This window comes from Lacihabitans lacunae (assembly GCF_042649125.1).
Classification (GTDB): Bacteria; Bacteroidota; Bacteroidia; order Cytophagales; family Spirosomataceae; genus Leadbetterella; species Leadbetterella lacunae.
On sequence record NZ_JBHRYQ010000001.1, the window covers coordinates 2,230,153 to 2,244,772 of the forward strand.

Genomic DNA, 14,620 nt, shown 5'->3' on the forward strand with positions numbered 1-14,620 from the left:
TGAATAAACAAAAACTTGCATTATTATTGTAGCGTGCAAACTATAAAACAAGATAAATGAGCACTATTTCTTCATTGAAAAGTTACCGTTATTTATCCCTCATACTTTTACTTAATTTGGCGTTTTTCATATTCAATTTGATATATGATACGCACGGTGCTATTCAAGTAATGTGCAACTGTCTTGTGGTTTTCTTGACCCCAGTGGCATTTAATTTAAGCACTAAAAACAAAGACCAGCAGTTATTAAAAAACACGTTCCTATTGCCAACACTTTTCTGTATCACAGAAATCCTGCTTAATACCATAGTGGATGGACAATACTCGAGAACCTATATCATAGTAAGAATGATATATTTCATCGTATTTTTAATAGTTTGGATATCCACGTTTTTTAAAGAGGGCATTAACTTTTCGAACAGAAAACGTTTTGGCACACTTAAAAATCTAGTAATGGTTTTGATTCCATTATCAATACTTTGGCTAATGATTTCTGAAAACCAAAACGACGAATTGATTTATTTATTAGCGATGACAATAGCAGTTCTATCTACGTTTAATTTTAACATTATTTTAAACAGAAAGTATACAAATAGGGCAAATTACTTCTTCGGACTATTAGGAGGACTCTCGCTTTTAAGCATTTCTTTCTTCTCTGCAACCTATTTTTACCTCTATAATGAAATGACTGTAATGCATTTCACTAAGTTCATGTTTTACAATACTATAATTTTCTACATGTTTGGAATTGACTGGAAAGTTGTTCTCATAAAAGAAAATGAAAAAGTAATAAATATTACCACTGCGGAAATAATTGGCGAAAAAGATTTCTCCTTGTGAATTGTTTTTTTTATTAGGCCTAATGTAAAAATATCCATTTTTAATCGTAAAAGAATATTCAGAAATTAGGCCAATTTGTTTTAAATTGTGTTTTTAATTAATAGAAAAAATACACTAGTGCAGCATATACTACAAGCATTTAGTTTAGAATCAAATGATTCGGAAATCCAAAAATTTGGGTCTGGACTTATAAATGACACTTTTTTGATTGTAGCTGCCAATGAAAAATATATACTTCAGAAAATAAACACAGAAGTCTTCCAAAATCCTGAAATAATAGGTAAAAACCTCTATGAGGCTGACAAACACTTAAAAACACTTTACCCAACGTACTTATTCATATCTCAGATAAAGACCTCAGACGGAGAAAACTTCTTTGTGGAAAATGGAAATTATTGGCGTTTAACCAAATTCATAGACAATTCGTACTCCATAAACACTGTAAATGAGCCCGAAATGGCTTTTGAAGCTGCACGTGCATTTGGAGAACTGACAGTAAAACTACAAGGCTTAGATTTAACTAAACTCAAACCAAGCATCCCCCGTTTTCATGATTTGTCGCTGCGATATGAACAGTTTAAACTTGCTTTACAAAATGCCAGCCCAGCATTAAAAGCCGCTTCCAAAACGGAAATTGACTTCTATGAATCTAACAATGGATATGTAGAAACCTTCCGAAAAATCCAACAAGACGAAACTTATCCGAATAGGATGATTCACCATGACACTAAAATAAACAATGTGCTTTTTGATAAACAGACTCAAAAAAGCCTTTGTGTATGCGACTTGGACACACTTATGCCCGGCAAAATAATTTCGGACTTGGGTGATATGGTCCGAACGTATTCTTCAGCGGAATCAGAGGAGAGCACAGAATTTGAACATGTAAAAATCAGACTAACTTACATAGAAGCACTCATGAATGGCTACCTAGGAAAACTTAAAAAAAACCTTACGCCTTCAGAAAAAGAAAGCCTCATATTTGCCGGTCCATTTATGATTTATATGCAAGGCTTAAGATTTTTGACTGACCACCTGAACGGTGATGTTTATTATCAGATTTCATACAAAAACCAAAACTTAAATAGGGCAAAAAACCAACAGGCCCTTTTGGAAGACTACCAATTGAACCAAACAAAAATAGCGACCATAATAGCCGCTACATTGTCTTAAAAAAGGAAAACTTATTTCTTGTAACGTGTTATTAAATTAAACTTTATAACCGAGGTTTCTATTTCAGCCATCACTTGTTCCACCGTAAACCCAAAGGCTTTCAAATAGTCTTTTTGTGCCTCGACTTGTTTTCTCACTGAAGCGATATAAAGTGGCCTATCAACCTCCAAGGCAAGTGTATTATCGGTTCCGTACGTAATTTTGTATAAATTATCTAAGGCCGGGTTTGTTAATTTCACTGCCATCATACCGTTTGTCAAAGTGTAAGTTCCTTTGTTTGAGTCGAAGAAATTTTTGTAATCTAGTCCTAAACTCTCCACTTCAGCTTTCGCTTTGGCATCTGCCGTAAAATCTACATTGCCATCTTGTGTAAACGAGACCGTGGCTTTACCTTCTTTCATAAGCAGGGTTACATTTTGAGAAGGTTCGTCTTTTATTTCAGCTACCATTTTGGTACTTACAAACTGCCAAGTACCTACCAAAGCGTCTTTCTCTGAGACTTCGTTTGACTCGCATGAACTTAATAAGAAGGTGGAAACAATAAAAAATACCAGTGTGAATGATTTCATTTTTTTTGATTTAAATTTCCAAAATACGCTTCAAAAATTATACCATTTCAAACACAAAACATTTAGGTTAAACAAATTATTTCTTAGCCAAATCCTATGGGACTTAGAACAAAACGATTTACCTTCAAAATCCCGTTTGGGTTAGCCATAAACACGTAGTATCTTTGTATAAAAACTATCCAAGTTTAATGTTAAAATATACTTTTGCTCTCCTTTCAACCTTATTTTTTTGGTCATGCCAAAAAAACGAAAACGATAAATTTGATAGATTTCCAGAAGGAAAGACTAAAAAATTTATTACGAAAGAGGGTATTCAGCTAAACGACACAGATTTAGAGCTCACGTTGTTCGCATCTGAGCCTGATTTTGCAAACCCTACCAATATGGACATTGACCATAAAGGAAGAGTGTGGATTTGCGAAGCTTATAACTACAGAAATGACGTAAACAACGTGCCTTACAAAAAAGAAGGCGACCGCATATTAATATTAGAAGACACCGACGGCGACGGCAAATCAGATAAAACCAAGGTATTCTATCAAGGAGAAGACATTAACTCCGCACTCGGAATCGCTATTTTGGGAAATAAAGTAATAGTTTCGTGTAGCCCTAACGTATTGATTTTCACAGATACAAACAACGACGACATACCCGATAGTAAAGAAATCCTATTTAAAACCAAAGGTGGCTACCAAAGTGACCACGGTCTCCACTCCTTTGTATTTGGACCAGACGGAAAACTTTACTTTAACTTCGGAAATTTTGTAGAAGAACTTCTTGATAAAAACGACCAGCCCATAAAAGACATTTACGGCAATGTCATTCATAACGACATGCACCCTTACCAAGACGGCATGGCCATCAGGTGTGATATAGATGGCAAAAACTTTGAGGTTTTAGGTTCGAATTTTAGAAATAATTATGAACTAGCTGTGGATTCCTATGGCAGAGTTTGGCAGTCAGACAACGACGACGACGGCAAGAGAGGCAACAGACTAAATTACGTATTGCCACATGGAAACTATGGTTATAAAGACGAAATGACAGGAGCCGATTGGCGTGTAAGTAGAACCAATATAGAAGATAGCGTATATCTAAGACATTGGCACCAAAACGACCCCGGCGTTATACCCAACTTACACCAAACCTACGCTGGCTCGCCAACGGGTATCATTTTTTATGAAGGAAACCTACTTCCAAGCAGATACAAAGAGACTATTTGGCTAGGCGATGCCGGTACAAATGAAGTAAATGCTTTTGTGCCAGAAAAATCAGGAGCTGGTTTTAAACTAAGCACTCATACGGTATTAGACGCAGCTCAAAAAGACAAATGGTTCAGACCCTCGGACGTATGTGTATCGCCCGACGGAGCTGTTTATGTGGCCGACTGGTACGACACCGGCGTGGGTGGCCACTTTATTGGTGACCTAGACAGAGGTCGTGTATATAGAGTTGCTCCCAAAGACTACAAAACCAAGAAAATAACTTACGACTATACCAAAACAGCAGATTGCATAGAAGCACTAAAAAACCCTTCGGTTTCGGTTAGATATTTGGCTTTTACGGCTTTAGAAAAACAAGGCAAAAAAGCAGAAGCGGCACTTTATGAATTATTCAAAAATAAAGCTGAGCCTACTTTTCAAGCCCGAGCACTTTGGTTATTGGCCAAAATAGACTCTAAGTATGTGATAGAGGCATCAAAAAATAGCAACGAAGACTTACGAGCAACAGCCGCCAGGATATTTAGTCAGAAACCAAACGAAAACAAGAATGCACTTTTGGCTTTAGCGGCAGACCCATCGCCTCAAGTAAAATTGGCGGTAGCAACTGGGATATTTAACTCAAACCAAGTGGATACATGGACTACCTTGGCAAACACATACAAGTCGGGCGACAGATGGTACTTAGAAGCACTGGGAATTGGAGCAAATGGTCAATGGGACAAATACTTACCTAATTATTTAGCTCAAAAAGGCACAAACTGGCTCAACAATCAAGAAGCCAAAGATATAGTTTGGAGAAGCAGAGCTTTGCAAACCTCCACATTATTGGCCCAAATAATAAAAAATACGAATTTCCAAGATGCTCAGAAATATTACCGAGCATTTGACTTTCAGAAAGCTGAGGAGAAAAACATAGCACTTTTAGACTTACTTACTTTTGTAAAAACTCAAGAAGAGAAAGTGCTTATTTTTAAACTTTTTGACCAAAACCTAATTAGTCAAAACCGACGATTCAAAGAGCTTTTGCCCAAAATATTGAATCAAATTACGAATGACAAAGATTTCATTGAGATCGTGGCCAAATACGGCATTGCTGAACAAAAACCGCGACTGACGAAAATCATGATGAATTCAAAAGATAAGCCTGTTATAGAACTTGCGGCAAATACCCTCACCCAACTTTTTGGAATAAGTCCTATAAAAGATGTATTGAATAAAAAGCCATTTGTGACAAGCGAGGTCGTGAATTTTATAGAACGCATTGGTTTGGTTGATAATGAAACCATAACCCGACAATTAATCCTGATTTTTTCTAATTCGAAATACCCATTTAAAGTTAGGGAGGCCGCCATGCTAGCCATGGAAGGTTACCATAGCGATGTGAAACTTTGGAATCTCATAAAACTAAACAAAGTAAGTGTTGATTTGATGCCCGCGGCTAAGATAGTTTTAGCTAAAACTTTCCATGCGGATTTAAAAGTGGAATTTGAACAGAAATACAGAAAGCCGAAACAAAATATAAAACCTCTGAAAGAAGGCTTTTTAGCAAAAAGAGGCGACATAGAAAAAGGGAAAGAATTATTTAGCATGTATTGTACGGCCTGTCATATGGTAGGTAAGCAAGGTATGGACTTTGGACCTGCACTTACCCAAATTGGCAAAAAACTTACCAAAGAGAGCATTTACAGTGCAATTGTAAACCCAAGTCAAGGCATCAGTTTTGGTTATGAAGGGTACACCATTAACCTAGCAGACGGCTCACTGATGCAGGCAATAATCACAAGTCAAACCTCAGAAGGTTACATGATAAAGCAACCAGGACAATCAGAAGTTATTTTTTATGAAAAAGCTAAAGTTAAGTCTGTAGAAAAAATGACAGAATCGATGATGCCGGCGTTTCCATTACAAGAAACAGAATTCACGGATTTAATTGAATACCTGATTAGTTTAAAATAAAGAGGATCTTTATAGGTGAAGATGTAAGTCTTCTAACTTATAAATAACGTGTGCCCCTTCGGCCTGTTTAGTTTCGTCTAGATGTATCGCCTTTAGGCCTGCTTTGTTAGCACCTTCAATATCGGCAATGGCGTTGTCGCCTATCATGAGAGCATCGGAAACAGAAGCTCCTGAAACCTGCAGGGCAAAGTCAAAAATAGCTCGATCTGGCTTTCTAGCGTTAGCCACATCGTTGGTTACAATCTTGTCAAAAAAGTGCAAAATACCGCCACTTTTCATTTTCTTGGTTTGTATTGGCAAATAACCGTTCGAAATAATATGGAGTTGATACTTCCCTCGAAGGTTTTCTAACAAGTCTTCGGTACCCAAAATCAAATGAGATTTGGTGGGCAAAAGTTCTAAAAAAGTATCGTTCATAGCCAATGAGGCCTCTGCCGAAACTTTAATGTCAAGTTTTTCGAATGCCGTAAGAAAACGGGTGGTTCTGAGGTAGTCGTGTGTGATTAAGTTTAAATCTAACTGATGCCAAAGAGCTTTATTTACCACCGAAAAAGTGGAGAAGAAATCAGCAAAAGTTAAAGAAGGACTAATATGATGCTGAAAACGGAGGAAAATCTCTTGTAGACATTCCTCCGCATTTTTTTCAAAGTCCCACAAGGTGTGGTCTAAGTCAAAAAATAAGTGTTTGTATTTCAAAATATCTTAAGCAATTACCAAACGCTCCACCGGCTTGTCACCCACAAGGTGGCTTTCGATTATTTCGTTTACGTCATCTAAAGTTACAAAGCCATAAAAAACACCTTCAGGATAAACCACCACAGAAGGGCCTTTTCCACAGGTATCTAAACAACCAGCTCGCTGTGCTCTAATTTCGATATTTAGTCCACGCTCTGTCAGTCCAGCCTTAAAAGCTTCAACTAACTTCATTCCGTTTTCGCTTCCACAGCATTTTTTGGGAGCATCTTTATCGTTTGTACAAACAAATACGTGTTTTGTATATTTCATATTAGAATTTTATTTAATGTTGATTTTAATGACTTTTATATTCGATATGTCATTGCTAATTAGACAAAAAAACTTGCTTAAGAATTCCAAATCTCCCAAGACTTTTCGGCTTGGTGCACGAGCATCTCATATCCATTTTTTGCTTTTGCACCTCTTTTAATTCCATTGGCCATAAACATAGTCACTTCCGGATTATAAACTAGGTCGTGCAAGAAATGTTCTGAAGTCAATGCCTCATAGTCAATATCAGGGCATTGGTCCACATTCGGATATGTACCTAAAGGTGAAGTATTTACGAGCAAATGATGGGTAGGTAATAGTACGTTAGCCTCATCGTAGGTAATGGTAGTTTCGCTTTTTGTGCGAGAAACCAATTTATATTCAATTCCTAGATCTTCTAATGCCACCATTATAGCTTTGGCTGCCCCTCCATTGCCCAACACCAAGGCTTTCATATTTTCCTTCGGGCCAATGAATTCTTCTACCGATCGCTTAAAGCCGTAATAGTCCGAGTTGTATCCTTTAAGTGATTTATCAGGATTGACTTTTATTACATTTACTGCACCTATTTTTTTAGCTGCGGGGTCTATGTCGGTCAAAAACTGCATTACATTTACCTTATGAGGAATGGTAACATTGATGCCAACTACGTCTGCATTCTGAGCCAAAAGCTCAGGAAATTTAAGGATATCTGAGAGTTCGAATAAATCATATTGATTAGAACCAGAAATACCTAAATCGGCGAACTTTTCAGTAAAATATTTTTTAGAAAAAGAATGAGTAAGCGGAAACCCAATCAATCCAAACTTCTTCATTATGCTTCTTTCTTTTGAAATTTCATTTTAACTACCCCAATGATCATAGGTAAAATAGAGATAAATACAATTCCTAAAACCACTTTTTCGAAGTTAGCTTTCACAAACTCGTTGGCACCCAGAAAATACCCTAAAAGCGTAATAGAAGTAACCCAAAGTATAGCTCCAATCACACAATTAGTGATGTATTTTGTATATTTCATGCTACCAGCACCTGCTACAAATGGGGCGATGGTTCTGATAATGGGCATGAAACGAGCCAATATTACGGCCTTACCTCCGTGTTTTTCATAAAACTCTTCGGTTTGGGTGATATATTCTTTTTTCAGGAAGAGAATCTTTTCTTTTGATTTTATCAAAGTACCAAAACGTCTGCCAATGTAATAATTGACGTTGTCGCCTAAAAGAGCGGCAAAAATCAACAATGGAATTACAATCGAAATCTCAAGTTTTCCGGTAGTGGCTGCCAAAAGTCCAACTGCAAAAAGCAATGAATCTCCAGGTAAAAGTGGCATTACAATTAAGCCGGTTTCTACAAAAATCACCAAGAATAAAATCGCATAGGTAAGCGTATCGTATTCGGCTAAGAAACCCTGCAAAGTAGTAAGTGGGTCCTTTAAAAACTCAAGTAAGAAGTGAATTAATTCCATGGTTGCTATTTAGTCGTTTTGTCTGATTCTATCGTCTTGATAGTATTTTCCTAATTTGTATTTTTGCTTAACGTCATCAGTCAAAAAAGTTGCGAAAGTATCGCCTCTTAGTCCCAAACGAATGGTTTCTAAAGGAATAATCTCGTTTGGAGCTATGTTTCCTAAGTTTACGTTAGTTCCTACCAACTTCACAAAATACACTTGCTGCGACTTCTGAGGAGCCTCCCAAATGATTTTTTCGGCCGAAATGGCATGAATTATTTCATCTACAAGTCCTTGACGCACCTCTCCTGAACTTCTGTAAAGACCGATATTACCACCTTCTCTAGCTTCACCGATAACTTTCCAAGCACCAGCATCAAGTTCTGCTTGCATCATTTCTATCCATTTGTATGGAGCAAAAATCTTCTCAGCGTCTTTTGAGCCAACTTCAGATAGCACTTTGCCCCTTTCTGCTAATCTTTTAATATACATGCATTTTTCGTCATGAGGCAAGGTTATAGAACCGTCAGAAACTTCGGCATATTCTAAACCAAACTTATCTAAGACCCTAATATAATCTTCAAACTGACCTCTAACTACAAACGCTTCAAAAAGCGTACCACCAAAATAAACTGGAATATTGGCATTTTTATAAATAGCGAGTTTATCCTGAACATTAGGCGTTACAAAAGAAGTAGCCCATCCTAATTTTACAATATCTATATAATCTGAAGAAGTGCTAAGCATATCTTCGGTTTCGCGTAAACTAAGCCCTTTGTCCATAACCATGGTTAATCCAGAGTTTCTTGGCTGAGTTGTACGTTCGGGTACTTGCGAAAGCGAGTAATTCATCTATTAAATCGACTTTTAGTTTATAATCGGCAAAAATACTAAATCTATACTAAGGAATCATTTTTTGGCGTACAAAAAGCTTTTGTGTTATCATAAATTATATTTCATAACGGTATTGTGCTATTACCAAAATTAGCCGCTTATCAGTGTCCGCCTCCAAAATTTATATTTTCATTAATTTCTTTGGGCGGTTTTGCTTTAATTAAAACGGTGGCAACAGCAGCAATCAAAAGCAACACACCGGCAAAAGTTATGGCTTTTCCTGGGTCATCATTTAGGAAGTTTTCTAAAATATATCCGAATGATACCGTTTGCAAAAGCATCGGAATCACAATCATCATGTTGATAATTCCCATATAAACGCCGTATCGCTCCTTCGGAATTTCGCTCACTACGATCAGGTAAGGAATACCCATCATACTGGCCCAACCAATACCAAAACCTGTGATTGCGGGAAAAAGCAAGTATTTATTTTCTATCATTGGGAATGCCAAAAGGCCTATCCCGGCCAACATCAAACAAAACACATGGACCATTTTGGGTGTATATTTTTTGGCAAAATAAACCAAGCTAAAAGCCACAATAAACATTACGATGTTGTACCAACCATTAACCAAACCCGACCAACTGACAGCCTCACTGTAAGTTGGATTGTTTTGATACACATTGGTTTTATATACTGACTGAGCGATGCTTTTTGCAGAATTTTGCCAAAAACAAAACAAAGCATACCACTGAAAAAGGTACACCAATGCAAGCTGCCAAAGTACTTTGGGCATGTCTTTGATAGCAGAGGCAATGTCAATAATTGGACTAAAAATACTCAGAGGTGAGTTTTTCATTTCTTCGAGTTCTTCGGGCGTAGGTGGAATCTCGGGAGTGGTTTTCATACTCCACCAAACAGACCCAATGGAGCAGGCAGCACCGAGAAAAAACGAGGCATAAATCCAAGTAGGCAAGGAGCCTGTGGTTCCTAAAAATAACATTGGAAAAATAAAAATGGATAAGTTAACCAAGGTTTGCCCAAGTCCTGTAAAAAAACTTTGTGCCTGAAAGCCAGTAGGCTGTTGGTCGTCATTTAACTTATCTGCAATAAAAGCCCTGTAAGGCTCCATGGCGGTATTATTTCCAACATCTAAAATCCATAGCAAACCTGCGGCCATCCAAAGTGAGCTACTAAAAGGATAAATCAAAAGTGCGATGCTGCACATCAAAGCTCCAATGAAAAAGTAAGGTTTTCTTCTTCCAAACCTTGGCGACCAAGTTTTGTCAGAGAGTGCTCCAATAATTGGTTGAATCAAAAGGCCAGTCATAGGCCCAGCTAAGTTTAAAAGTGGTATTTCATGAGGGCTGGCTCCTAGCATGTCGTAAATTGGATTTACGGCTGACTGCTGAAGCCCAAAACTGTATTGGATACCGAAAAAACCGACATTCATATTTATAATGTCGATAAATTTTAATTTAGGCTTTATATTCATATTCATAGGTAAGTAATTGTATTTGCACAAAACAAGTAAATTTTATTAAATTCTTAATGCTATTCTTGAATTATTATTCATTTAAATAATCTATTTTTGTATTTTTTGGGTCGAAAATTATTTATGTCTACTACTAAAAAACTTCTTGTCTGTTTGGCTATTTTGAGTGGGTGCTTTTTTAAAGCAAGTGCTCAAAAAGTGACGGTGTGCAACATTCTGGTAAGTGGAAACCACAAAACCAAAACGGATATAATAATAAGAGAATTGGGATTTGACAATGACGATAGCCTTACGGTAAATAACCTCAAAAAAACACTTGAAAGAAGCAAGCAAAATATCATTAACACCAACTTATTTTTAAATGTAGAATATACCTACACCGTAAAAAACGACACATTAGACTTACATATAGGCGTAAAAGAGCGACTTTACACAATTGCACTTCCCATATTTTATTTAGCTGATCGAAATTTTAATGAGTGGTGGTATGACAGAAACCGAGATATAACCCGGGTAACCTATGGCATAAATGCAAAGCACTTTAACCTAACCGGAAACAACGATCAGCTCCGAGTTAAGGCCTACGGAGGCTTTATTCCCTATTTTGAACTTTCTTATGGCAAACCGTACATAGACAAGCGAAAGCGGATTGGGCTAAGTGGTGGGGTATTTTATTCTACCCAGAGAACAATGCCTTACCAGTTAAAAAATGACAAACTCAATTTTTACAATTCTGAGGAGCGAATACGAAAACGCGTGGGTGCTTTCACTGAATTTACCTTGAGAAATGCCCTGTACCATTTTCATTCCATATATGTGGGTTTCACCTCTATTTCTATATCAGATAAAATTGCCGAATTAAACCCAAACTACTTCGGCGATGGCGATGTAAAGCAAAACCTAGTTTCGTTTATTTACGATTATAAATTTGACAAAAGAGACAACCGACAGTATCCGTTGCACGGTCATGTTTTTTTGGCAAGGCTATCAAACAATATCATAAGAACGAGTAAAACTTACGACCAAACATCCCTTTACTTGCTTTATAGTCAATATTTTCAACTAAAACCACGCTTGTTTTTAGAGAGTAGCTTGCGAGGCCGAGTGTCTAGCCCGAGAGAGCAACCCTTTGCCATACAAGGCGGCTTAGGATATGGCAATAACCTCGTGAGGGGATATGAATTGTATGTAATAAATGGCAATCAAAGTTTTGTTTCAAAAACCACCTTAAAGCACCAATCCTTTAAGAAAACCTTCGACATCAGCAGAATTATTAAAATGAAGCAATTTAATAGTTTCCCCTTGGCGGTGTACCCCAATGTGTTTTTTGATTTTGGGTATGTAAAAAACAATTTTAAAGAAGCTCAGTTTTCAAAACTTTCTAATAAAACACTGACAGGCAGTGGCTTTGGCCTTGACTTTGTCACATGGTATAACACCAACATAAAAATGTACTACTCATTCAATAACATTGGCGAAAAACGTTTCTTCTTTGGTATTCAACAAGATATCTAATTAAAAACGAGGATTTATTAGTTAGAAATTCAAAAAAAAGTTAATATTGCTATTCCATTTTTCTATCCAAAAAGTAAAAAATAAAAAGTTTGGCTACCCCTAAGCTAAAGGCTACTCGTGTTAGCCCTAATATTAAGAAGTTCTTTGATAAAATCATTGAGCCCAAAACAGCATTTTTCAGAGGATTTCACCTAGGAATCGAGACGAAAGAAATAAAGACAAAAGAGAAGTTTAAGCTTTTCGAAAAAGACTCCGACCATGTAGGCTACTCCTACGAAACCTCCAATTTTGAGATGGTGGATATCTTGTATTTTGAAGACGTCTTTAAGCGTTTGCACAAAATACATGTAGACATATATATGAACGATGAAAAAACCTCGGGTGAATTGTATGGCCTGTTTTACGCCCATTTTGAAGAAGCCCATGGCACACCTAAAAAATATAAAGACCAGCAAGTTTTTGTAAGCGAAGAATACGGCACCGTGCGACTCACACATATCATCAGCAGTGTAGAGCATGGCATAAGCATAGAGTTTTCGAAATGAAAAAAAATATAAACCAATGAACAGCCTTTGACAAAAAAATCAAAGGCTATTTTTTTTAGAAATAACTCAAGAATCTATTTTTAATTGGGAATTAAAAATCAAAAGCCCCAACTTTGCAACTTACTTTTTTGAGAAAACTTCGCTATGGATATTATTCAATTACTTTCTGATTCTATCGCCAACCAAATAGCTGCCGGGGAGGTAGTGCAGCGACCTGCATCAGTGGTAAAAGAGCTGATGGAAAACGCCATCGATGCCCATGCAAAGCATATTCAGCTAATAATAAAAGAAGCGGGCAAAACCCTCATTCAGGTAATAGATGATGGCTCAGGAATGTCAAATACTGACGCCAGAATGTGTTTTGAAAGACATGCTACCTCTAAAATCAGAGAATCTGGTGATCTTTTTGCGATAAAAACCATGGGCTTTAGAGGTGAAGCTTTGGCCTCTATAGCCGCTGTGGCTCAAGTAGAACTAAAAACAAAGTGTGCCGAAGACGAGCTTGCTACCAGCATACGAATAGAAGGCTCCGAATTTAAATCTCAGGATTTTGTTCAAGGACCAACCGGCACAAATTTTATCGTAAAAAATCTCTTTTTTAATGTACCCGCTCGAAGAAACTTTTTAAAGAGCAATCCGGTGGAGATGAAACACATCATAGAGGAGTTTCAACGTGTAGCTTTGGCACATCCCGAAATCAAGTTTTCGCTTTATCACAATGACATCGAAATCTATAATTTGCCCGAATCCAAACTGAGCAAAAGGATTATAGATACTTTAGATAAAAACTACAGAGACCAGCTGGCCACTTGCCAAGAAGACACGCCGCTAATAAAAATCAGCGGCTACGTAGGCAAACCACAACTGGCGGCAAAACGCCGTGGCGACCAATATTTTTTTGTAAACCATCGGTTTATCAAAAGTTCATACCTTAACCACGCAGTTACCAGTGCCTTTGAAGCTACTATAGCCCAAGGAACTCACCCATTTTATGTGATATTTATGGAGATAGACCCAAGTCATATTGATATAAATATTCACCCGACCAAAACCGAGATAAAGTTTGACGACGAAAAAGCAATTTATGCGATTCTGAGATCCGCGGTTAAACAGGCCATTGGGGTTTACAATTTAACGCCAACCATAGATTTTGAGTCAGACATTAACTTTGGAAACATTACGCCACCGCCGGCATTGAAGTCTACCAAATTTGATTTTAACACTTCGAGTTCAATCTCAAATTTTGAGAGTAGGCCTAAGTTTGAGAAAGACCCACTGCAGACCGACAACCGCGACAACTGGCAGAAAGTATTTGAAGGCTTACCAAACAGAAGAGACCACGAAACAGAAGACTCTGAAAATCAGCAAGTCATATTTGGAAGCAAAGCCAACAAATTGGCTGAAACCTCTCGCCTACCCATAGATGGCAAAGAAATTAATGCGATTCAGATTCATCAGCGGTATATTTTGACCCAAGTAAAAAGTGGCATTATGTTGATAGACCAACTGTATGCACATGAGCGGATTTTCTATGAAAAATATTTAAAAGAAATAAATACTCAACCGGGTGTATCGCAGCAGTTGTTGTTTCCCAAAACCGTTACCTTAAGCCCGATAGACTATGAAGTCAGCTTCGAAATCATCGATATGATCAGAATGATTGGATTTAATGTGGAAGAATTTGGTCAAAACACCTACTTGATAAATGGCGTGCCCATAGAATATATGGACGAAGACGAGGCGGTGGCGTTTAAGGGAATAATAGAGCAATATAGAATAAACGAGAACCAAAAAGATACGAAAGAGGCACTTTCAAAGACTTTGGCAAAACGGGCCGCAAACAAATCTCAAAAAACGCTAAACAAAGAAGAAATCTCAAATTTGATAAATAAACTATTTGAAACTTCTATGCCTTCGATAAACCCCGAAGGTAAGTCCACTATGAAAATATTGGATTTAAGTCAGATAGGAGCTTTAATTTCAAATTAATACTATTTTTTTGTGTGAGTGAAAGCCAA

13 protein-coding genes are annotated in these 14,620 nt (G+C 37.2%); 6 read left to right on the forward strand and 7 right to left on the reverse strand.

Annotated features, from left to right (window positions below; genetic code table 11):
- Positions 1-56: 56 nt before the first annotated feature.
- Both ACFOOI_RS09705 and ACFOOI_RS09710 read left to right on the forward strand, forming a co-directional pair.
- Positions 57-839: a hypothetical protein gene (locus ACFOOI_RS09705; RefSeq protein WP_379837468.1), complete on the forward strand. Its 783-nt coding sequence runs from the start codon at positions 57-59 to the stop codon at positions 837-839.
- A gap of 117 nt (positions 840-956) precedes the next feature.
- Positions 957-2,012, forward strand: a complete 1,056-nt coding sequence (locus tag ACFOOI_RS09710) for a phosphotransferase enzyme family protein (protein ID WP_379837470.1) — start codon at positions 957-959, stop codon at positions 2,010-2,012.
- Between the two features lie 11 nt (positions 2,013-2,023).
- Here the strand turns inward: ACFOOI_RS09710 and ACFOOI_RS09715 are convergent, their stop codons facing one another.
- The gene (locus ACFOOI_RS09715) at positions 2,024-2,581 is read right to left on the reverse strand and encodes a lipocalin family protein (protein WP_379837472.1); all 558 of its coding nucleotides are present in this window, start codon (positions 2,579-2,581) and stop codon (positions 2,024-2,026) included.
- Between the two features lie 188 nt (positions 2,582-2,769).
- Here ACFOOI_RS09715 and ACFOOI_RS09720 point away from each other — a divergent pair, with 188 nt between their 5' ends.
- A complete protein-coding gene (locus ACFOOI_RS09720; RefSeq protein WP_379837473.1) occupies positions 2,770-5,760 on the forward strand; it encodes a PVC-type heme-binding CxxCH protein in 2,991 nt (996 codons plus the stop codon).
- 9 nt (positions 5,761-5,769) lie between these two features.
- Here ACFOOI_RS09720 and ACFOOI_RS09725 read toward each other — a convergent pair whose 3' ends face one another.
- The 6 genes from ACFOOI_RS09725 to ACFOOI_RS09750 form a co-directional block, all read right to left on the reverse strand.
- Entirely contained in the window at positions 5,770-6,456 is a 687-nt protein-coding gene (locus ACFOOI_RS09725; RefSeq protein ID WP_379837475.1) for a YjjG family noncanonical pyrimidine nucleotidase, read from the reverse strand.
- Between the two features lie 6 nt (positions 6,457-6,462).
- Complete coding sequence (locus tag ACFOOI_RS09730) at positions 6,463-6,765, reverse strand: (2Fe-2S) ferredoxin domain-containing protein (RefSeq protein ID WP_379837477.1); 303 nt, start codon at positions 6,763-6,765, stop codon at positions 6,463-6,465.
- Between the two features lie 77 nt (positions 6,766-6,842).
- Entirely contained in the window at positions 6,843-7,580 is a 738-nt protein-coding gene (locus ACFOOI_RS09735) for a shikimate dehydrogenase family protein (RefSeq protein ID WP_379837479.1), read from the reverse strand.
- The gene (locus ACFOOI_RS09740; RefSeq protein ID WP_379837481.1) at positions 7,580-8,230 is read right to left on the reverse strand and encodes a VTT domain-containing protein; all 651 of its coding nucleotides are present in this window, start codon (positions 8,228-8,230) and stop codon (positions 7,580-7,582) included. Before ACFOOI_RS09740 ends, ACFOOI_RS09735 begins: the two co-directional genes overlap by 1 nt.
- A 9-nt stretch (positions 8,231-8,239) precedes the next feature.
- The gene (locus ACFOOI_RS09745; RefSeq protein ID WP_379837483.1) at positions 8,240-9,064 is read right to left on the reverse strand and encodes a phosphosulfolactate synthase; all 825 of its coding nucleotides are present in this window, start codon (positions 9,062-9,064) and stop codon (positions 8,240-8,242) included.
- Between the two features lie 143 nt (positions 9,065-9,207).
- A complete protein-coding gene (locus ACFOOI_RS09750; RefSeq protein WP_379837485.1) occupies positions 9,208-10,548 on the reverse strand; it encodes an MFS transporter in 1,341 nt (446 codons plus the stop codon).
- 117 nt (positions 10,549-10,665) lie between these two features.
- Here ACFOOI_RS09750 and ACFOOI_RS09755 point away from each other — a divergent pair, with 117 nt between their 5' ends.
- The 3 genes from ACFOOI_RS09755 (at position 10,666) to mutL (ending at position 14,591) form a co-directional block, all read left to right on the forward strand.
- A complete protein-coding gene (locus ACFOOI_RS09755; protein ID WP_379837487.1) occupies positions 10,666-12,057 on the forward strand; it encodes a BamA/TamA family outer membrane protein in 1,392 nt (463 codons plus the stop codon).
- 89 nt (positions 12,058-12,146) lie between these two features.
- Positions 12,147-12,602 (forward strand): hypothetical protein, encoded by a 456-nt coding sequence (locus ACFOOI_RS09760; RefSeq protein ID WP_379837489.1) that lies wholly within the window; start codon positions 12,147-12,149, stop codon positions 12,600-12,602.
- A 144-nt stretch (positions 12,603-12,746) separates the two neighbouring features.
- Positions 12,747-14,591, forward strand: a complete 1,845-nt coding sequence (gene mutL / locus ACFOOI_RS09765) for a DNA mismatch repair endonuclease MutL (protein WP_379837491.1) — start codon at positions 12,747-12,749, stop codon at positions 14,589-14,591.
- Positions 14,592-14,620 lie beyond the last annotated feature (29 nt).